Origin of the sequence: Alteribacter natronophilus, assembly GCF_006007885.1 — a bacterium.
In the GTDB taxonomy this organism is placed as follows: domain Bacteria; phylum Bacillota; class Bacilli; order Bacillales; family Salisediminibacteriaceae; genus Alteribacter; species Alteribacter natronophilus.
The window spans coordinates 127,938-147,136 of the sequence record NZ_VCRO01000005.1 but is presented as its reverse complement, the minus strand read 5'-3'; the positions used below and the strand labels follow the sequence as shown (position 1 = coordinate 147,136).

General features: G+C 49.5%; 17 protein-coding genes. 8 read left to right on the top strand and 9 right to left on the bottom strand.

Features of this window, described 5'->3' with window-relative positions; genetic code table 11:
• Positions 1 to 9: 9 nt before the first annotated feature.
• The 4 genes from FGB90_RS15845 to FGB90_RS15830 all read left to right on the top strand — a co-directional run bounded on the left by FGB90_RS15845 (position 10) and on the right by FGB90_RS15830 (position 5,797).
• Complete coding sequence (locus FGB90_RS15845; protein WP_138811831.1) at positions 10 to 366, top strand: nucleoside triphosphate pyrophosphohydrolase; 357 nt, start codon at positions 10 to 12, stop codon at positions 364 to 366.
• Positions 363 to 2,789: a DEAD/DEAH box helicase family protein gene (locus tag FGB90_RS15840; protein WP_138811830.1), complete on the top strand. Its 2,427-nt coding sequence runs from the start codon at positions 363 to 365 to the stop codon at positions 2,787 to 2,789. Before FGB90_RS15845 ends, FGB90_RS15840 begins: the two co-directional genes overlap by 4 nt.
• Before the next feature lie 281 nt (positions 2,790 to 3,070).
• A complete protein-coding gene (locus tag FGB90_RS15835; protein ID WP_138811829.1) occupies positions 3,071 to 4,354 on the top strand; it encodes a helix-turn-helix transcriptional regulator in 1,284 nt (427 codons plus the stop codon).
• Between the two features lie 294 nt (positions 4,355 to 4,648).
• Positions 4,649 to 5,797 carry a S8 family peptidase gene (locus tag FGB90_RS15830; RefSeq protein WP_438502709.1) on the top strand — a complete coding sequence of 383 codons (1,149 nt, stop codon included), beginning with the start codon at positions 4,649 to 4,651 and terminating at the stop codon, positions 5,795 to 5,797.
• Positions 5,798 to 5,941: 144 nt separating this feature from the next.
• On the opposite strand, the gene queF is transcribed toward FGB90_RS15830, so the two are convergent.
• Entirely contained in the window at positions 5,942 to 6,430 is a 489-nt protein-coding gene (gene queF, locus FGB90_RS15825) for a preQ(1) synthase (RefSeq protein ID WP_138811828.1), read from the bottom strand.
• The gene (queC, locus tag FGB90_RS15820) at positions 6,414 to 7,109 is read right to left on the bottom strand and encodes a 7-cyano-7-deazaguanine synthase QueC (RefSeq protein ID WP_138811827.1); all 696 of its coding nucleotides are present in this window, start codon (positions 7,107 to 7,109) and stop codon (positions 6,414 to 6,416) included. The genes queF and queC overlap by 17 nt, the downstream gene beginning before the upstream one ends.
• A 208-nt stretch (positions 7,110 to 7,317) precedes the next feature.
• Between queC and FGB90_RS15815 the strand changes: the two genes are divergently transcribed.
• The gene (locus FGB90_RS15815) at positions 7,318 to 8,265 is read left to right on the top strand and encodes an alpha/beta hydrolase (protein WP_138811826.1); all 948 of its coding nucleotides are present in this window, start codon (positions 7,318 to 7,320) and stop codon (positions 8,263 to 8,265) included.
• Positions 8,266 to 8,317: 52 nt separating this feature from the next.
• Entirely contained in the window at positions 8,318 to 8,530 is a 213-nt protein-coding gene (locus FGB90_RS15810; RefSeq protein WP_138811825.1) for a PspC domain-containing protein, read from the top strand.
• 177 nt (positions 8,531 to 8,707) lie between these two features.
• Here the strand turns inward: FGB90_RS15810 and FGB90_RS15805 are convergent, their stop codons facing one another.
• The 4 genes from FGB90_RS15805 to hutU all read right to left on the bottom strand — a co-directional run bounded on the left by FGB90_RS15805 (position 8,708) and on the right by hutU (position 14,093).
• On the bottom strand, positions 8,708 to 10,039 hold the full coding sequence (locus FGB90_RS15805) for a YjiH family protein (protein ID WP_138811824.1): 1,332 nt from the start codon (positions 10,037 to 10,039) through the stop codon (positions 8,708 to 8,710).
• A 115-nt stretch (positions 10,040 to 10,154) separates the two neighbouring features.
• Entirely contained in the window at positions 10,155 to 11,153 is a 999-nt protein-coding gene (locus FGB90_RS15800; RefSeq protein WP_246056214.1) for an agmatinase family protein, read from the bottom strand.
• The gene (hutI, locus tag FGB90_RS15795; protein WP_138811823.1) at positions 11,150 to 12,421 is read right to left on the bottom strand and encodes an imidazolonepropionase; all 1,272 of its coding nucleotides are present in this window, start codon (positions 12,419 to 12,421) and stop codon (positions 11,150 to 11,152) included. The genes FGB90_RS15800 and hutI overlap by 4 nt, the downstream gene beginning before the upstream one ends.
• Position 12,422: 1 nt before the next feature.
• Positions 12,423 to 14,093 (bottom strand): urocanate hydratase, encoded by a 1,671-nt coding sequence (hutU, locus tag FGB90_RS15790; RefSeq protein ID WP_438502707.1) that lies wholly within the window; start codon positions 14,091 to 14,093, stop codon positions 12,423 to 12,425.
• A gap of 262 nt (positions 14,094 to 14,355) precedes the next feature.
• On the opposite strand from hutU, the gene FGB90_RS15785 reads away from it, so the two are divergent.
• Both FGB90_RS15785 and FGB90_RS15780 read left to right on the top strand, forming a co-directional pair.
• Positions 14,356 to 15,324, top strand: coding sequence for a nucleoside hydrolase (locus tag FGB90_RS15785; protein ID WP_138811821.1), 969 nt, complete (start codon positions 14,356 to 14,358; stop codon positions 15,322 to 15,324).
• Positions 15,325 to 15,539: 215 nt separating this feature from the next.
• Positions 15,540 to 16,520 (top strand): nucleoside hydrolase, encoded by a 981-nt coding sequence (locus tag FGB90_RS15780; protein WP_246056213.1) that lies wholly within the window; start codon positions 15,540 to 15,542, stop codon positions 16,518 to 16,520.
• 51 nt (positions 16,521 to 16,571) lie between these two features.
• Here the strand turns inward: FGB90_RS15780 and FGB90_RS15775 are convergent, their stop codons facing one another.
• The 3 genes from FGB90_RS15775 to FGB90_RS15765 all read right to left on the bottom strand — a co-directional run bounded on the left by FGB90_RS15775 (position 16,572) and on the right by FGB90_RS15765 (position 19,109).
• Positions 16,572 to 17,114: a GNAT family N-acetyltransferase gene (locus FGB90_RS15775; protein ID WP_138811820.1), complete on the bottom strand. Its 543-nt coding sequence runs from the start codon at positions 17,112 to 17,114 to the stop codon at positions 16,572 to 16,574.
• Positions 17,092 to 18,606 (bottom strand): helix-turn-helix domain-containing protein, encoded by a 1,515-nt coding sequence (locus FGB90_RS15770; protein WP_171051872.1) that lies wholly within the window; start codon positions 18,604 to 18,606, stop codon positions 17,092 to 17,094. Before FGB90_RS15770 ends, FGB90_RS15775 begins: the two co-directional genes overlap by 23 nt.
• A 131-nt stretch (positions 18,607 to 18,737) precedes the next feature.
• Positions 18,738 to 19,109: a cytochrome-c oxidase gene (locus FGB90_RS15765; protein ID WP_138811818.1), complete on the bottom strand. Its 372-nt coding sequence runs from the start codon at positions 19,107 to 19,109 to the stop codon at positions 18,738 to 18,740.
• Positions 19,110 to 19,199: the final 90 nt, after the last annotated feature.

The window sequence follows — 19,199 nt, the reverse complement described above, 5'->3', positions numbered from 1 at the left end:
GCAGATGGTATGATTGAGAGAGAAAACCGGAAAGGCGTGAGGAAGTTGATATATAACAAACTCGTAAGAGACAGAATACCGGAAATTATCGCCGACAGCGGGAAAAAGCCGGTCATTTCAAAGCTTAATAAACAGGAATATACAGAAGCAGCCAGAACGAAGCTCAGTGAGGAATTAAGTGAATACACAAATGCCCGAAACGATGAAGAAGCAGTGGAAGAACTGGCTGATTTAATGGAACTTATATATGCGCTGTCTTCCATTCACGGAGCCTCTCCTGAAAAGCTCGAGCAGGTCAGAAAAACGAAAGCGGATAACCGTGGCGGATTCCGGGAGCGCATTTACTTAAAAGAGGTAACTGAATGAGCGGGGTTAAGCTGATTACGTCCCAGTTTGCAGATGAAGTGATTGGTCATTTAAAACAGGCTGACACCATATACATTCTCGTGTCTTTTACGATGAAAACCGGGGTCGATCTCCTTTCGGAAGGACTTAGGAAGGCTGCTGAAAGAGGAGCGGATATAAAAATCTGCACCGGTGATTACCTTTATGTTACCCAGCCCGGGGCCCTTCGAAGTCTGACCGCCATTCATCCTAATATAAACGTGCGGCTCCTCAGGGCAAAAGGGAGATCGTTTCACCCAAAAGCCTACATATTTAATTTTGAAAAACAGAACGGGGTTCTTTATGTCGGGTCCTCAAATCTGTCCAGGTCCGCTCTCACTTACGGAGTGGAATGGAACCTTTCTGCAAGTGAAGAGGCAGCTTTTGAAACGTTTGAAGAAGCAAATGAGGAATTTATGAAACTCTTTTTTGATCCGCGGACCGTACCTGTAAATGAGCAGACGATAGCAGGCTATGAAAAAGAATACGAACAGGTACACCGGGATACGGGTGACCACTTCAGGCACTGGCACGAGTCCGAGCAGCAGGAGCTGATGTTTGGGGGTAAAACGAGTGATATTCAGCACGTTATCGATCCCCCGGCAGAATATAATACAGAAATCGCATTAAGGCCCCGTCATGCGCAGCTCGAAGCGCTGGAAGCACTTCGTTCCACAGTAGAGGAAGATTACGATAAATCGATGGTCGTAATGGCTACAGGCCTCGGAAAAACCTATCTTGCAGGTTTTTTTGCAGAGGAATACGACAGGGTGCTTTTTGTGGCGCATCGGGAGGAAATACTTTATCAGGCCAAAAAGTCCTTTAACCATATCATGCCGGAAAAAAGCCAGGGGATCCTCAATGGCAACCTGAAAGAAAGACAGTCAGATCAGGTATTTGCTTCGATTTTCACCCTTTCAAGGGAGAAAGAGCTGCACAGATTCAGCCCTTATGAGTTCGATCTTATTATAGTAGATGAGTTTCATCATGCCGCAGCTTCTTCCTATCAGGCACTTCTGGACTATTTTAAACCGGGATTTCTATTGGGGCTCACGGCAACACCGGATCGTCTGGACGGAAAAGATGTTTACAACCTCTGTGAGGGAAATGTGGCCTACCAGCTGCACTTTCTCGAAGCTATTGAGCGGAACTGGCTGAGCCCTTTCCGGTATTACGGTGTATATGACGATACCGATTACTCCTCCATTACATGGCTGGGGACGCAGTATGACAAGGAGGAGCTGGCAGCAGTCCAGATGCGGACAGACCTTGCAGAGAAAATTTTTGATGCCTGGTCAAAACACAAACAGACCAGAACACTGGCTTTCTGCAGTTCAATAAAACAGGCACAGTTCCTGAACGATTATTTTATCTCGAGAGGTGTAAGAGCGGTGACTTTGACCTCCGGCCGGACGGTATTATCAAGGCCCGAAGCAATCAGGCAGCTTACATCAGGTGAATTGGATATCATTTTTACAGTCGATCTTTTTAATGAAGGGACCGATATTCCTTCAGTTGATACTCTCCTTTTTGCCAGGCCTACTGAATCTCTGACAGTGTTCACTCAGCAGGTGGGGCGTGGATTGAGACTGCATGAAGGCAAAGAAAACTGCGTCATCATTGACCTTCTGGGAAACTACAGAAATGCCGATCTGAAGCTGCAGCTGTTTGACAAAGCTCCATCAGATAAAAAGAAGAAGGGGAAAGAACCGATAGTTCCGCATGTTCCTGAATCCTGTTCGATTAATCTTGATGTGAAAGCTGTCAGCCTTCTGGAGGAATTCAGGCGCAAGGAACAGCCGCGAAAGCATAAAATACTGGCTGCCTATCGCAAATTGAAAGAGGAACTGGGCAGAAGACCTTCCTATCTGGAGTTTCACAGGCAGGCTGAAGTAGAAAGCAAGGCTGTCAGAGATGAATTCAGATCATACCCTGGATTTCTCGACTGGGCAGGGGAACTTTCCGGGCCGGATTCCGAGGCTTTTAACTCAGGAGAAGAGTGGTTTAATGAAGTGGAACGAACCGTAATGTCAAAAAGCTATAAGATGACTGTACTTCTTTACATGCTGAAAAGTGGTTCTGAAAACTGGAAAGGGCCTGTGACGCCTGAAGAGACAGCTCCGTTCTTCAGAGAGTACTATCTTGAAAAAGATTATCGGAGAAATACTGATTTTAACGATAAAACCACCCGGGACATTTCTGTTAAGAAATCTGTAACACTGATCAGAACCATGCCTATGACAAAATGGAGCGGTTCCTCAAAAGGGCTGATTTCGTTTGAAGAAAATCAGTTCAGAATAATTGCTGACTGGCCTGAGGAGCATAATCCATTTATTTATGAGATGACGAAGGAAATCTGCCATTACCGGCTCGAAAGTTACTTCGAAAGAAAAGCCGGAAATTAAGTTCTTGAGCTGGCTAATTAATGTCTTTTTCCCTTTTTTATACAAAACGTGATAAAATATTCATGTGTAAATAGTTACTGTAAAGGGAGTGGATGCCGTGCCAAAAGTCTTATCCGGCATAACTTCGACTGACTGCTTCAGGCAAAGGTGTTTAATTTTCTACATAAATGTATTAGCATTATTAAAGGTTTTTTTACGGGATTAAGTACAGGGGTTTTGATCAGCCTGCATGATGTAATAGTATTTTTCGGGTTCGGATGACGTGTTGGGGAGTGGATCGGATGAACGGTAAAATTCTGAAGTATCACCGGTTAAAGCAGCGGAAAAAACAGGGAGAGGTTGCGAAGGGGATCTGTTCGGTTTCCTACTACAGTAAGATTGAAAATGATCAGATTGATGTAGGCAGGGAGCTGATGGAACAGCTTCTGAACAGGCTGGAGATTCACGATACGGTGAAGTCGGTTCATGACGAGAAACAGCTTAAGGAGAAGATTCATCAGTTTAATGAGCTCATTATTGACCGGGAACTGGAAGAAGCAGGGCAGCTGAGCGATACCCTTCATGACCATCTTCAGTACGTGCAGAACCCCCAGCTGATCGTTTTTTATGAAACGGTACAGGCGAGGTATAAGTTTCTGCGCGGGGAGCATGCGAGCGGACAGGCACTGCTTGAGAAAAACGAATCATTCGTGAAGGAAATCGAGGACGCGGAGCTTAAATTTCATTATCTGAAAATGAAAAGTGTCTTTTATTTTCTTAATCAGAAGGCAGAGCAGGCCCTGCTTCTGCTCAAAGAGGCGGACGGACTCCGTGCTTCTCTCCATCTTCCTCACAAGGATGTGGTGGATCTCTATTATATGCTCGGTGTCTCGTCCTACCGCGTGAAGGATATTAATGCGAGCATGTACTATATGAAAGAAGCGGTCAGAGTCTACGACAGCAACTATGACTATCAGCGGAGCGGGGACTGCAGGCTCATGCTCGGTCTCTGCTACAAAGGGATCAGACAGTATGAAAACGCGGAAAAACAGTACGAACTGGCTATGAAGCTGGCAAAAAACATCCAGCATAAGCAGCTTGAGGCGAAGGTACTCCAGGCAAGGGGGGAACTGCTGTCTGCAAAAGGTCAGTCTTTTGATGCCATAACGGCCTTTCAGATGAGCTACCGCCTCCGTGAAGGGACAAACCGGCTGATCTGTATTCACGCCATACTAAAGGAATTTTATAAGATCGGCCAGTACAGCGAACTGCTGAGCTGGATTGACCACGGCTTTGAAATTCTGAAAGAAGCCGGAACCCGGGCAAACAGCTTCCTCGTTGAACAGTACCGCTATCATTTTAACTACTACAACCACATCGCCACTCCCGGGACGGATGGGGAATTCGAAGAGTATCTGAGTGACGAAGTGGTGCCGTTTTTTGAAAAACACGAACGCTTTGAGGAAGTTCACGTGTATGCAAAGGATCTCGCCCTCCGTTACGAACGGAAGCAGCACCATAGAAAAGCGGCTATTTATTATAAGAAAGCAATGAAAGCTCTTGAAATTATGAATTATGAAATTTAGTTTTCCTTAACAGTGTCGGGTCCGGAGATTCTTCTCCGGACTTTTTTCATGGCCAAAGCGTGGGACAGCACTTTGGTCCATAGACAGAAGTCACTGAACTTCCGCCTCAGTACTGAAGCCTCTTTTGTCGGAGTGGAGTGAACTTCGTCGGATGCCGGTTGAAATTTATGTAAAAATACAGGTTAATTTTCTGTAAATTTTTAATTTTTGTTGAAATCACCCTCACTCCCTCTGTAGAGTACGGGGTACAACTTTTTAAAAGTTTAAAAAACTCAGTTGGGAAAGGGAGAGGTTATTTTGGTCAAATCAGCTAAGTGGAAAAAAACAGCAGGCGCTGCACTGGTGGCCACACTCGTATTTGGAGGTGCTGGAAGTGTCATTCACGCAGGGGACGGGCCTGGTGACATGAAAGAATACCTGGTCGGGTTTGATCAGGGGCCATCTGCACAGCAGGCAGGGGTGAATACCGTCAACTCTCTTGGAGGTGAAGTGGAGCACGAATTCGACTTTGCCAACATTCTTCATGTGACGCTTCCTGAGCGGGCAGCGGAAGCACTGGAAAATAATCCGAACGTCCGATTTGTAGATGAAAACGCGGAGGTGGAAGCCTACGCTCAGGAAGTACCTTACGGCGTTGAGCAGGTTGGAGCAGATGACGTTCAGCAGAACGATGGTAACACAGGCGAAGGTGTAAGTGTGGCAGTCCTTGATACAGGTATTGCCGACCATCCCGATCTGAATGTAGTGGATGGTGTCAGCTTTGTTGACGGTGAACCTGATTACGAAGACTACAACGGTCACGGCACTCACGTAGCGGGAACGGTCGCAGCTCTTGATAACGACTTCGGCGTACTTGGCGTAAGCCCGGATGTGGATCTGTACGCGGTTAAGGTTCTCGGTGAAGACGGAGGCGGAACGCTTGCCGGCATTGCCCAGGGAATCGAGTGGGCAGCGGACAATGATATGGACGTGGTCAACATGAGCCTTGGCGGTGACGTCGGTTCCACGGCCCTTGAAGAAGCGGTCAACTACGCACACAGTGCCGGTGTCACTCTTGTAGCTGCAGCAGGTAACTCAGGAGAGTTTGGCCCCTTCAATACGATTGGATACCCTGCTAAATACGATAACGTTATGGCAGTCGGTGCTGTCGATGAAAACAACGAGCGCGCTTCTTTCTCCAGCGTCGGTGATGAGCTCGACGTAATGGCACCGGGAGTCGATGTAAACAGCACATACCTGAACGACGGCTACGCGGCCCTCAACGGTACGTCAATGGCTGCTCCGCACGTAGCAGGAGCGGCGGCTCTGCTTCTTGCCGAGCACCCTCATCTTTCCAACGATGACGTGCGAAATACCTTTAACAGCACGGCTCAGCCGCTTGGTGATCACTGGTACTATGGAAACGGTGCTCTCGATGTTAGAGCTGCGGTTGACGCTCATTAATATGTGAATACCCCCTTATATAGAAATCCCCCGCCTGGAATATGGCGGGGGATTCTTTTCCCATTGGATTCCTGTCCCGGATAAGGCTGTGTGCACAAAAACCCTGCATCAGTTCAGGATGCAGGGGGCTGAAAGGATTTTTCATTAACGGTTATCAATCGTTTCCGGGTAGAGGTCGTGCTGGACGAGACGCTGCTCGGCAAATTTCTCCCATTTTGTTTCCGGTTTACCGTAGTTAACGTACGGATCGATGGAGATGCCGCCGCGGGGGGTGAACTTGCCCCATACTTCGATGTAGCGCGGATCCATCAGCTCCACGAGGTCGTTTACAATTTTGTTCATACAGTCCTCGTGGAAATCCCCGTGGTTACGGAAGCTGAACAGATACAGCTTAAGAGATTTACTTTCAACCATCTTTTTATCAGGGATGTAGCTGATATATACAGTTGCAAAGTCCGGCTGACCCGTTTTCGGACAGAGACTTGTGAATTCAGGGCAGTTGAATTTCACAAAGTAGTCCCGGTACGGATGGACGTTTTCGAATGCTTCAAGCACACTCGGATCGTAGTCCATTGAATACTCGGTTTTATTGTTTCCCAGCTGTTCGACTTCTTCTTCACGATTGTAGCTCATTTTCATTTCCTCCTTCAGACTCTCCTGATGCAGTTTCTTTTTCGGCAAGGTAGTCGTTAAGACCCCGTGCCCTCAGCTTGCACGCCGGACATTCACCGCATCCGTCACCGACAATGCCTTCGTAGCACGTGAGTGTATTGTAACGGACAAAATCAAGTCCGCCGAGCTCATCAGCCATTTTCCACGTTTCGGCTTTATTTAAAAACATAAGCGGAGTGTGAATCACAAAGTTCTCGTCCATGCTCAGGTTGAGTGTCACGTTCATGGACTTAACGAACGAGTCACGGCAGTCCGGGTAGCCGGAGTAGTCGGTTTCACACACACCGGTGATAATATGCTTCGCTCCGACCTGTTTGCCGTAGATCCCCGCCATGAGAAGAAACAGATGGTTGCGTCCTTCAACGAACGTCGTAGGGTATTTTTCCCCTTCTTCAATCTCAATATCATCACGGGTCAGGGCGTTTTCCGTCAGCTGCCCGAGCATGCTCAGGTCCATCACTTTATGGGCCACATTCAGACGCTCGGCGATTTCCGCCGCGTGATGCAGCTCCCGTTCATGGCGCTGCCCGTAATCGAAGGAGAGGGTCTCCACTTCATCAAATTTTTTAAGTGCCCAGAGCAGGCAGGTGGTGCTGTCCTGTCCGCCGCTGAACACGACAATTGCTTTATTGTTATCCAAGATGGTTCACTCCTAGTTTTTACTTATAGAGCGGAGGATGGTTACGAACTCCGCTACCTTACTACTCTACCAAAAAAAGATGTAAATTGTTAGTGGGGAAGGGTTGGGGTTTGGACACTGTTTTACATTTTTATATATTCTTTCCGAAGGGGATTTTTCTTCGGGAGGAGAACTATATATGAGGTAGAAAGATGAAGGAGGAATCCTGATGAGAAGTCAGATCCAGAAGCGATTTGCGGATTGGGAGCGGGAGGCATTCCGTACGTTCAGAAAAGGTGATCTTAAGAAGAGCCGGGAAATGAGCGAGGAGATTGCAGGGCTTTTTCCTGAGAAAAGGTATAAAACAGACATGTGGCGGATCTCCATTCACGCGCGTACGGGGGAAAAGGAGGCGGCTTTCCGTCTTGCTTTTCAGGCCCTTCATGACGGTATATGGTGGCACCCGGAAAGACTGCGGGAAGAACCGGAGCTCGATCCTCTGAAAAGTGATGCCCGTTTCGACCTGCTTGTCGAGGCGTGTTACAACCTGATGAAGCAGGAAAGTGACCGTCATCTGCCGATGCTGTACAGTATGGGAGATACCCAGAGCCGTAAGCGGATGTTTGCCATTCACTGGCGGGGAGATAATGCCTCGGCCTTCTCGGAGTACTGGGAGGAAACGGCCCTGTTATCAGACTGGCATGTCGGTTTTCCCCAATCGTCCCAGGTATTCGGCTATGAGCGTTTCTGCTGGGATGATGAACAGCGGGCCAGAGCGGATCTGAGCGAATCAAAGCGTCATTTTGATGAAATCAGTATGTCCAATAGCGATCAGACTGTTTTATGCGGTGCGTCACAGGGCGGAAAGCTGGCGATCGATTCTGCCCTCGGGTGGAAACCGTTCAGGGAGAGCCGTTTTTTTGCCGTGGTGCCTTCAATTCGGGATTTAAAGCCTTATGAAGCGATTCTTCGTGAAGGAATCTGCAGGGATACCCGCGGCTATATTCTTACAGGCGAGTACGATCCGTATATAGATCAGGCGGCTGCCTTTCATAAGCTGCTGACAGATTACGATGTGCCATGTAAGCTGAAGATCGTAAACGGTATAGGCCATGAGTTTCCCGAGGACTTTGAAACTTATCTGCTGGAGGCTGCCGAATTTCTGACAGGAGAGTAGAAACCCTGTGTTAAAATATAGGAAAAAGGACGTCTGGCGGTGAAAAACCGGAATGGATAATCGGAAATTATATAAGTCTACGACCGATGTTAAAGTAAGCGGAGTTCTGGCGGGGGTGGCAGATTACTGGAATCTCGATCCAACGATTGTAAGGATCGTGTTCGCGGTTATTGCTCTGACAACCACAGTTATTCCGTGCGTCATCATTTACCTCGTTCTGGACTGGGTAATGCCGAAGGACACGGAAAAAGAATATGAGATTTAAAGAAAAAACAGGCTGCTCCATTTAGTGGTGGCGGCCTGTTTTCCTTAGTTCTGGATTTCTTTCTTTAGTTTTACAGTGTAAATACATACATAAAAATGGCGCACAGGATGTTCACCTGCCTGTGCGTGTTTTAAACAGATCGTTGAAATAAAATACTGATTAATCAGAAAACAAGGTCTATACGAGCAGGTAGGCTATTGGAATAACAATTACAAGTGTAAGAACTACTCGCTCGAACCAGATGACAATCAGCTTCGGAATACTTACTGGTATTTCCGTAGAGAGAATACACGGAATGAGAGCAGAAAAGAACAGAATGGCAGAGACAGAGACAACGGCAATGACAAACTTGGTTACCATAGGTGCTTCTGTTACGAGCAGGGCAGGCAGAAACATTTCAGCGATGGAAATGGAGGCTGCTTTAGCCGCAAGCATTGCTTCAGGCAGCTGGAATGCAGCTGTAATCGGATAGAAAATGTAACCGAGAATATCAAACACAGGAGTAAATTCAGCAAGAACCAGACCGATTAGTCCGACACTCATAATGGAAGGGAGGATGCTCATGGTCATAAGAAAACCATCCCTGAAGTTCCGCCAGACATTTACACCAAGCCCGGGAGCTCTTTCCGATGCTTTCATAGCCTGATTCCATGCAAAGCGAATCCGGTTTCCTTCCACTGGAGGCTCATTGGTTTTCCGGTCATTATAATGTTTCTCGCTGATTTTATTCAGCGGCCAGATCCTCACTGTGATAGCGGTTACAAGAAAGGTTACAAAAAGTGTCGTCCAGAAATAGGTGTTCCAGATACTCATGAGATCAAGCGTGTTTGCCACAACAATCATGAAGGTCACGCTGACCGTGGAGAAGCCGGTTGCAATGATAGTGGCTTCCTTAACCGAGTACTTTCCTTCTTTAAAGACCCTGTTTGTTATAAGCAGACCAATGGAATAACTCCCTACAAACGAGGCAACTGCGTCAATTGCTGACCGGCCCGGTGTCTTAAACAGAGGACGCATTACCGGCTGCATCATAACGCCGATAAATTCCAGCAGCCCGTATCCTACAAGCAGAGCCAGGAAAATGGCACCGATTGGAACCAGCAGCCCTACGGATGCTACCAGTGTGTTAAAAAGAAATGGCCCCATTGAAGGATCAAACAGCCATGCTGGGCCAATGTTCAGAAGCAGCATCCCGGCAACCACGAGACCTAGAACTTTCAGACCTGTAAAAACGACGGCAACACGGTCCCTGTTCCAGGTTCTCGTATAAAACGGGTACACAGCACCGAGGAGAATGACGGTAAAAGCGTAGTAAGGCACCGCTGCAGGGAAGGTGTTCCGGATCCATGAAACGATATGATCGAGCATGATTGAAGATGTTTCTCCGATAGTAATCGGTACAAAAAACATAAATACACCTATTGCACTGAACAGAAAAAACTTCAGCATGCTGCTCTTTGTTCCGGATGACTGAGGTACGGTTTCTTCCTTTCTTTGTTTCAGAGCCATAACTTTGTCCCCCTTTTTTCAGATTGATGTTTTACTGCTTTCGAAGATAAAATGAAGAGATGGTTAACCTCTTCAAGCTATCCCATCTCCTTTATTCCTCGTTATACTATTCTCGTCATATACCGTTCTGTTTTTCTCTAACCGCCACCCCGGTCAGAAATGACAGCATTACATGCGTCCCCGCTTTTACTGTCATGCCGGCCACGTCTTTTTCCGGATCGAGGCAGACGATATCCATGGCGCTGACTTTTTCGTGGCCCCCGCAGACAAGGGCAGCCTCAAAGAGCTCATCGGTGCGCATGCCGCCGGGTGTTGTTGCCGGTACTCCCGGGGCGTAGGCCATATCAAGGACGTCCATATCACATGTGAAATAAATATGGTCCACTTCCTGCGAGAGTTCCCAAAGTGCGTGTTCCACCATTTTTCCAACGCCCATCTTCCGGGCCTTTTTCAGCGTAATGTACTGCACCTGATGGGCGTCGGCGTACTCTTTGAGGCTCCTGCTGTTGAAAAAGCCGTGAAGGCCGATATTATAAACGTGCTTTCCTTCCACCAGCTCCTGTTCGATCAGCTGCCGTACGGGAGTGCCGTTTGCAGGACCAAGTTCTGCCGGGTCCCGGAGATCGAAGTGGGTGTCAAGCTGAAGCAGGCCGATTTTTGCGTCAGGCTCTGCTTCCTTGAGTCCCCGGATCGTTTTTGCCGTAACAGAATGATCACCGCCGATAGCCATCAATACCGGGTCGGGGTGCTTCTTCCGGATATCGGAAACGGCCCGCACGATGTTTTCGTGGCAGCGGCTGATATCGGTTACGTGCTGCTCCGTATCCCCGAGATCGTACACCGTGAGTTTTGACAGATCCACATCTTCGTCCAGGTTGTACGTACTGAACCCTTTCCAAGAACGGCGGCACGCTTCCGGAAAAGCAGATGCGGCGGATGGACTGATGGACGAGCGGGAGAGGGGGATGCCGTACACGAGAGCATCGGCTTCCCCCTGAAAGCCCTCTGATCCCGGAGTTACCGGACGGATCCATTCGTGGACTTTTTCCGGATGACCCTTCAACTGGCCCCATATAAACGGAGGGGCCTGCATCCCGGCGTACGGATACGTCACACGATCACCCCGTTTTCCACTACAACCCGGCCTTTTTTCACTACAGTGTGGGTATGATTCACTCCGTAAAGGTACGTAAACTGAAGGTGGTTCGGAATATCCCAGATTACCAGATCCGCCTGTTTGCCTGCTTCCAGGCTTCCGATTGTTTCCCCGCGGCGGATTGCGTGGGCTGCATTGATGGTGGATGCGGTAATTGCTTCTGCCGGGGTCATTCCCATCGTCAGGCTTGCCAGGTTCATCATGAATGGCATCGATGTGCTTGGGGACGACCCGGGGTTCCGGTCAGTGGACAGAGCTACAGGTACGCCGGCATCAATCGCTTTCCGGCCGTCAGCAGCTTCTGTCATCAGGAAGAATGCGGTACCCGGGAGAAGAACGGCAACGACACCTTTTTCGGCCATCATTTCAAGACCGCGGTCTGATACTTTCAGGAGGTGATCGGCTGAAACTGCTCCCACTTCCGCTGCAATTTCCGCTCCGCCGTACGGTTCGATTTCATCGGCATGGATTTTCGGCAGCAGTCCGTACTCCCGTCCTGCTTCCAGAATTCGTCGGGACTGCTCAGGTGTGTAGACACCACGCTCACAGAACACGTCGTTGAACTCGGCGAGACCGGACTCGGCTGCCGCCGGGATCATTTCGTTCACAACGATATCCACGAATGCTTCCGGATCGTCTTTGTATTCTTCAGCGATAACGTGGGCGCCCATAAATGTTCCTACAACATCCACAACGTGATCGTCACCGAGCTTTCTCGCCACTTCCATCTGCCGTTTCTCCACGTCCCAGTCCATCCCGTAGCCGCTTTTTGCCTCGACAGTCGTTACACCATGTTTTAAAAAGGAATCAAGGCGCGGACGGCTCTCACTGTAGAGCTGCTCGAAGGACGCTTTTCTTGTGGCCCGGGTTGTGGCGTGGATGCCGCCTCCTTTAGCCATAATGTCCATGTACTTGGCACCCTGCAGGCGCATGTTGTACTCATTTTCCCGGCTGCCGGCAAACACAAGGTGGGTGTGGGGATCCACCAGACCCGGGGCCACGACCTTTCCTTTTGCATCGATGACCTGTGCCTGATCCAGCTGATCGGCGTATTTCTTCTCGAGGTCGGCTGTTGTCCCGGTCTCGACAATTCTGTCATTTTCAATCCAGACAGCTCCGTTTTCGATGATGGAGAGTTCGTTCATCTGCTCCCGTACAGCCGGAGTGCTGCTTGATCCGGCAACAGTTAAAAGCTCGTTTGCGTTTTTTACGAATACGTAACTCATATTATTGTCCTCCTTCGCGGTCGAGCATTGGAATGTTCACATTGTGCTTTCGTGCTGTTTCCTTCGCTTTGTCGTATCCGGCATCCACGTGGCGGGCGATGCCCATCCCGGGATCGGAAGTGAGTACACGCTCGAGGCGCTTCTCTGCTTCAGGTGTCCCGTCAGCGACAATAACCATGCCGGCGTGAAGGGAGTACCCCATCCCTACGCCGCCGCCGTGGTGGACAGATACCCAGCTGGCACCGCCGACGCTGTTGATCATCGCGTTCAGGATCGGCCAGTCGGCGACAGCATCGCTGCCGTCTTTCATGGACTCCGTTTCCCTGTTCGGTGAGGCGACGGAGCCGGAATCGAGGTGATCGCGGCCGATAACGATCGGCGCTTTCAGTTCACCTTTTGCCACAAGGTCGTTGATGATCTTTCCAAACCGCGCCCGTTCGCCGTAACCGAGCCAGCAGATTCGGGAGGGAAGTCCCTGGAACTGGATTTTCTGCTGAGCCATTCGGATCCAGTTGCACAGGTGCTCGTTTTCCGGGAAAGCTTCCAGAATTGCTTTGTCTGTCCGGTAGATGTCTTCCGGATCGCCTGAAAGTGCCACCCAGCGGAATGGTCCTTTGCCTTCGCAGAACTGTGGACGGATGTAGGCCGGCACGAATCCCGGGAAATCAAATGCGTTCTCCACGCCTTCGTCAAAAGCGACCTGACGGATGTTATTGCCGTAATCAAAGGTGATGGCACCTTCCTTCTGCATGTCGAGCATCGCCTGAACGTGTGAGGCCATGCTTTGTTTGGCTTTTTTTACATAGGCTGCAGGTTCTGCCTTGCGCATCCGTTCTCCTTCTTCAAGCGTCATTCCGGCAGGAAGATAGCCGTTTAAAGGATCGTGCGCCGATGTCTGATCCGTAAGAACGTCTGGAACAAACCCGTCTGAAAGCATTTGCGGCAGTATTTCAGCGGCATTACCCAGGAGACCGATACTGAGTGGTTCCCCCATTGCTTTTGCCTGGCGGGCAAGGTTTAAAGCTTCTTCCAGGCTGTCGGTCATCCGGTCCAGGTAGCGGGTGTCGAGACGCTTCTGAATCCGGCTCTCATCCACGTCAATGGCGATACAGACCCCATCGTTCATCGTAACGGCGAGAGGCTGGGCGCCTCCCATTCCTCCGAGGCCTGCTGTAAGGGTAATCGTTCCTTTAAGACTTCCGTCAAAGTGGTGCTTGGCAAGCTCACCGAACGTTTCATACGTTCCCTGGACGATGCCCTGGCTGCCGATGTAAATCCAGCTGCCCGCCGTCATCTGGCCGTACATCATCAGTCCTTTTTTTTCGAGCTCCTGAAAGTGATCCCAGTTGGCCCATGCAGGCACGAGGTTGGAGTTGGCAATCAGCACACGCGGCGCATCACTGTGTGACTTGAACACGGCAACCGGTTTGCCGGACTGGACGAGAAGAGTTTCATCGTTCTCAAGATTTCTGAGGGAATCGGTAATCGCGTCAAATGCTTCCCAGTTTCGGGCCGCTTTTCCGATTCCGCCGTAGACGACGAGGTCCTCCGGACGTTCGGCAACTTCCGGGTCAAGGTTGTTGCAAAGCATCCGGAGAGCTGCTTCCTGGACCCATCCTTTTGTTTCAAGTTCTGTTCCGCGTCTGCTTCTGATTGTTCGTACCTGTTTCATCAGATCACCTTCCTGTTTTCAGTGTTTCATAAAGTATAGCGGGAAGGGGGGAGGGGAAATAGTGCTTTCATATTGGATTAACAGCATTTATATTTGATTTTTGTACTGAAATTTCAGTAAAAAGAACACACTTCCAGTTTTTACAGTACGAATAAAGGATGGAAGAGGCTTGTGGCGCATGAGTCAGGGAAAGGGCAGGCAGCATTCACCCCCCTCCTGATGATGACATAGGTTATTTTAAAGAAAGGGGGGGGGAGCGGGATTGGGAAAAGTACTGCTTTATGCTGACCCGGGAATTGATGATACGATGGCCATTATTTATGCCCTGCTTCATCCGGATATTGAGCTCGTCGGGATTGTAACGGGATATGGAAATGTGGGTCAGGAACAGGCAACTCAGAATGTCCGTTTTATTCTGGAGCTGGCAGGAAGAGAGGATGTTCCGATCTTTGCAGGATCCCAGTTTCCCTTGTCGGGGGAAACGATCGAATTTTATCCGGAAATTCACGGAGTGGAAGGACTTGGCCCGATCGAACTGGGGCCGATCACAGAGGATATGCTATTAAACTTTACCGACCTGTTTGATATTATCGAACACTATGGCAATGAGCTGACAATTATCGATATCGGGCGTCTGACGTCTCTTGCCACGGGGTTTAATCTTGGCGGTGAGGATACGATGAATCAGGTGAACGGTGTTTTTGTGATGGGAGGGGCTTTTTTCGTTCCGGGGAACGTAACTCCTCTTGCTGAGGCAAACTTTTACGGAGATCCCATTGCAGCGAACCTGGTTATGGAAAGGGCATTAAACCTGGCGATTGTTCCTCTTAACGTGACCCGTGATGCTATGGTCACAAACCGCATGGTGGAAATCGTAACCCGGGAAGATTACAATGCGCTTACCCCGGTCGTGAGGGAAATTTTCCCTTTCTATTCGGCAGCTTACAGCGAACTTCAGCCCGGTCTTGACGGCGCCCCTTTTCATGACGTTCTTACAGTCATGGCGTATACAAACCCGGAGATTTTTACGTTTATTGAAAAGCCGGTGAGCGTATCGACGGATCCGGAAACAAGAGGGCTGAGTATTTCGGATTTTCGTCCTGTTGAGGCGGAAGGGTTCGAAGCAGAAGTAGGGGAGAATCATTGGATCGCAGTTGATTTTGATTACGACCGTTTTGTGGAAGTGTTTACAGAGACATTGATGCGAAGCAAAAACCAGAATAACAGGTAAGAATACAAGCGGGTTTATTTTTGAACAATCAGCCAATAGAATACTTAAGCCAATAAAGGGCTCACACCGGTGGTGGGGCCTATTTTCTTTTTATGGGTTTGTCCCGGCGTCAGATTTGCGGGGATTTTTATTTGCATCAGGCATTCAGGGGAGCTGAGGGTATACACGAGGCTCATTTGACTAACAGAAGTGGCATAGTATAGGAGAAGGAAGGAGTGGGCGAATTGGGAAAGGTGCTGCTTTTTACAGATCCGGGAATCGATGATTCAATGGCAATTATGTTTGCACTCCTCCATCCTGACGTTGAGCTCGTCGGGGTTGTGAGCGGCTACGGAAATGTGGAACAGGAGCAGGCTACCGATAATGTGGTTTATCTTCTGCGGCTTGCCGGCCGCGATGATATCCCTGTTTTTGCAGGAGCAAAATTCCCGCTTTCAGGAGAACTGGTTTCCTACTATCCGGAAATTCACGGAGAGGAGGGACTTGGGCCGATTGAAGTTCCGGTTGAAATCGAGGAGGAACTGCTTAATTTCACTGATCTGTTTGATCTGATCGAGGAGCATGGAAATGACCTCACGATCATCGATGTAGGGAGACTGACTTCACTTGCCATGGCTTTTATCCTCGGTGGTGAGGAAATAATGAATCAAGTAAATGGGATCTTCCTCATGGGCGGGGCTTTTCTTGTGCCGGGGAACGTGACTCCTCTGGCTGAGGCGAACTTTCACGGCGACCCGATTGCGGCAAATCTGATTATGGAACGGGCAGAAAACGTTGCCATAGTGCCCCTTAATGTAACCGAATATGCGATCGTGACGGATGAGATGATTAACGAAGTGACAAGTCAGGAGTTTAATGCGTTTACTCCACTGATAGAACCGATATATGAGTTTTACTCGGAAGCCTACGGGAGGCTTGTACCCGGAATCAACGGTGCCCCGTTCCATGATGTAGTAACGATTACAGCCTATACAAACCCGGCAAACTTTACTTTCATTGAAAAGCCGGTAAGCGTTTCGGTGGAACCGGAAACCCGCGGACAGAGCATTTCGGATTTCCGACCCGAAAAAGCGGAAGACTTTGAAGAGGAAGTCGGCCAGGATCACTGGCTTGCCATGGACTTCAACTACAGTGAATTTGCCCGGGAATTTACAGAAACGATGACAACGAGGTCCGGGGAAGTGGAAAATGAATGAACACTTTTCCGCAGCAAAACAAAACCCCTGCACAGGGGCTTCGCTTCTCCTTTATTCATCACTGAGTGTTTCCTCAAGCTCCCATCCGAGGGCTAATTCCTCGAGTTCGGCACCGCCGATTTCCTCTGTACGTTTCCCGACAGGACGGCCGCCGAGACGGGCGTAAAAACGAACGGCCGGATTGTCTTTAAGTACCCAGACCATTATGGATTCGTATCCTTTTTCCACAAGGAACCGGGAGAGTTCAGCAGTCAGTCTGCGCCCGATTCCTTTTTTGTGTGCAGACTGCAGAATATAAATGGCGAAGAGTTCTGCGTCAAACGAGTCGCGGTACTCATCACTCCGGTTTTTCCCTGCGGTTGCAAAACCGGCAATGGATCCGTCATGATCCTCTGCAACGAGAATGATACGCCCGTCTGAACCGTCCGGATGCAGCGATGCGATGGCGTTTTTCCACATCTTCTCCTGTCGTTCGTACGTCCGGTTATCAAGAACACTGTCAGGAATGATTCCTCTGTACGTTTCCTTCCAGCTGTCCACATGAACGACGGCAATTCCCTTTTCGTCTCCTTCAGCGGCTTTTCTGATCTGCATGGTCAGTCTCCTTTTCCTTTTTCTCTTTTAAGCTTAACCGGTAGGCTTTCGGGGTAAGGCCTTCCCTTTCTTTAAACTTCCGGCTGAAATAGTTTGAGGACTGAAATCCGCATCCTGCAGCAATTTCCTTTATGGTGAGTGTTCTGTCCGCAAGCAGCCGTTTCGCCTCACGGATTCTGATCGCTGTAAGTGTTGCCCGAAAGCCGCTTCCCGTCTGTTTTGACAGCTGTTCACTGAAATAAAACGGGTTTCGTCCCACTTCGCTGCTGACTTTTTCCAGCGTAAGTCCCGGATCGGAAAAACGGGATTCCATGTACAGCAGACCCCGTTCAATCGGATCCATTACGCCCTGGCGGCGTTTTACGCGGCCGATTGTGGACTGGATAAACAGGTGAAGGTTCTGCACTGTTTTGAACACGGTGGGGCCGGACAGAATATCTTCATACAGCTCCTGGTAGGCGGATTCGTTTTCTCCCGAGTCCAGATGGTACATTCTCATATACCGGCGGACCTGGGCAAGAACACTTGTGAGTCTGGTCCGGACCAGCTTTGGCTCAGGGTAGGGTTGTTTGCTGTTGAGAAAGTTACAGTAAAGCCATTCCTGAATCCTGTCCGTGTGGCCGTGAAGAAGCATATCCACCCACACCCGCTGCTCAGAAGGTGTCAGAAACGGATCAATCTTTTTCCACGTGATTGGCCCCGTAAATGAGAACAGTTGATGATAGCCTTCATAGAAGGTCATATGCAGCATTTCTTTCAGATGACTGTAAATCTCCTTCGGTGAAAGGGAGACGGCAGGCTGGTAGACTACTGCAGATGCGGTACCGCTGCACTTTTCGCTGAATACCGTAAGGACATTTCGCGTCCGGGGAAGAAGCTCGTCCGGCTTTTTGCCGGCAAGGCATATAACGGAATCGCTTAATGTAAGCACACTCACCTGATCGGTGTGAAACTGTCTGCGGACTTCCCCGGAAAGCTCCTGAACGTCATCAGGGGAAGCGCTGGTAAAAGCCATGGCTGCCTGAGGCACCGGCATAGCCGTCTCCCTTGTGAACAGATCCGTGTATGTATAGGCAGGGCGGGCCGGTAATTTCTCTTCACCAGGAGAAGGCTCAGCCCGACGGCAGCTTTGTACCGCTTTTCCGAGAAGGGCCTGGAGCCTGGTAACAGGATGGGGTTTTATAAGCAGATCCAGTGCTCCCAGCGCCAGGGCTTCCCGGGCTTTTTCATAGGTGGCTTCCGCTGAAATAGCAATGATCTGGACATCCTGCAGAGCGTGAAGCCGGGAGAGAACCGATTCGGGCATGGCTCCTTCGAACATGTCCAGTTCGATAATTACGATATTATAAGAGTGCTCCTGAAGCCGGCTGCTCAGCTCTGCTCCGGTCGAGGCTGAAGTCACTTTCCGGAAGTCAAAAGGCGCACGTTCTGCAAACCACTGAAGTCCCCTGCATTCCTCAGGATCGCGGTCGGCGATGAGAAGTGAGAGCATGGGTTTACGCCTCCTTTCGTACATAATTCCTGAAAGTATTATTTCTTCAAAGGTGGGGCGAAATCCTGCTATGGCTGCCGGCGATATATGTAACGGGCCGGCCCTTTACAGAGCCGGCCCGGGAGGCGTGGTTAAAACCTGCTGCGGACGTTTTTGAGCACGTTGTACGTAAAAAGGAGTGTGCTGAGAACGACGAGGATGGCACCGAACGGGAGAAAGCTGAGAAACAGATCCTGCCCGGTAATGACGAGGAAAAGGCTGATCATCATGACCGGCAGACCGATGTTATGAATCCAGAAGTGAACGTAGGCGAGGCGGTTTTCGCCTGCCCGGGGAAAAAGGTGATAAATAACGCCTGCAAGAGCAAACGATGCCCATCCAAGAAGGGCAATGTGCGCGTGAACACTTGATAGGGAATAATCGCCGGCGATGGACATGTAAAGGCCGAGAATGACGGCAACGGCAAAATAAACAGCAGATACTTTTATGCATCTTACACCCATAGTCAGTCCCCTTTCCTGTATGCTTCTATCCGATATATATGCACGGATGGCGGAAATTAGGAATGGAGGCTGGAGGGGCTTGTTTCCAAA

What these genes read in the sequence shown, in the direction of transcription:
- FGB90_RS15845 (WP_138811831.1), top strand. Translation starts at nt 10, where the DNA reads ATGATTGAGAGAGAAAACCGGAAAGGCGTGAGGAAGTTGATATATAAC.
- FGB90_RS15840 (WP_138811830.1), top strand. Translation starts at nt 363, where the DNA reads ATGAGCGGGGTTAAGCTGATTACGTCCCAGTTTGCAGATGAAGTGATT.
- FGB90_RS15835 (WP_138811829.1), top strand. Translation starts at nt 3,071, where the DNA reads ATGAACGGTAAAATTCTGAAGTATCACCGGTTAAAGCAGCGGAAAAAA.
- queF (WP_138811828.1), bottom strand. Translation starts at nt 6,430, where the DNA reads ATGAGCTACAATCGTGAAGAAGAAGTCGAACAGCTGGGAAACAATAAA.
- FGB90_RS15815 (WP_138811826.1), top strand. Translation starts at nt 7,318, where the DNA reads ATGAGAAGTCAGATCCAGAAGCGATTTGCGGATTGGGAGCGGGAGGCA.
- FGB90_RS15810 (WP_138811825.1), top strand. Translation starts at nt 8,318, where the DNA reads ATGGATAATCGGAAATTATATAAGTCTACGACCGATGTTAAAGTAAGC.
- FGB90_RS15805 (WP_138811824.1), bottom strand. Translation starts at nt 10,039, where the DNA reads ATGGCTCTGAAACAAAGAAAGGAAGAAACCGTACCTCAGTCATCCGGA.
- hutI (WP_138811823.1), bottom strand. Translation starts at nt 12,421, where the DNA reads ATGAGTTACGTATTCGTAAAAAACGCAAACGAGCTTTTAACTGTTGCC.
- hutU (WP_438502707.1), bottom strand. Translation starts at nt 14,093, where the DNA reads ATGAAACAGGTACGAACAATCAGAAGCAGACGCGGAACAGAACTTGAA.
- FGB90_RS15775 (WP_138811820.1), bottom strand. Translation starts at nt 17,114, where the DNA reads ATGCAGATCAGAAAAGCCGCTGAAGGAGACGAAAAGGGAATTGCCGTC.
- FGB90_RS15770 (WP_171051872.1), bottom strand. Translation starts at nt 18,606, where the DNA reads ATGCTCTCACTTCTCATCGCCGACCGCGATCCTGAGGAATGCAGGGGA.
- FGB90_RS15765 (WP_138811818.1), bottom strand. Translation starts at nt 19,109, where the DNA reads ATGGGTGTAAGATGCATAAAAGTATCTGCTGTTTATTTTGCCGTTGCC.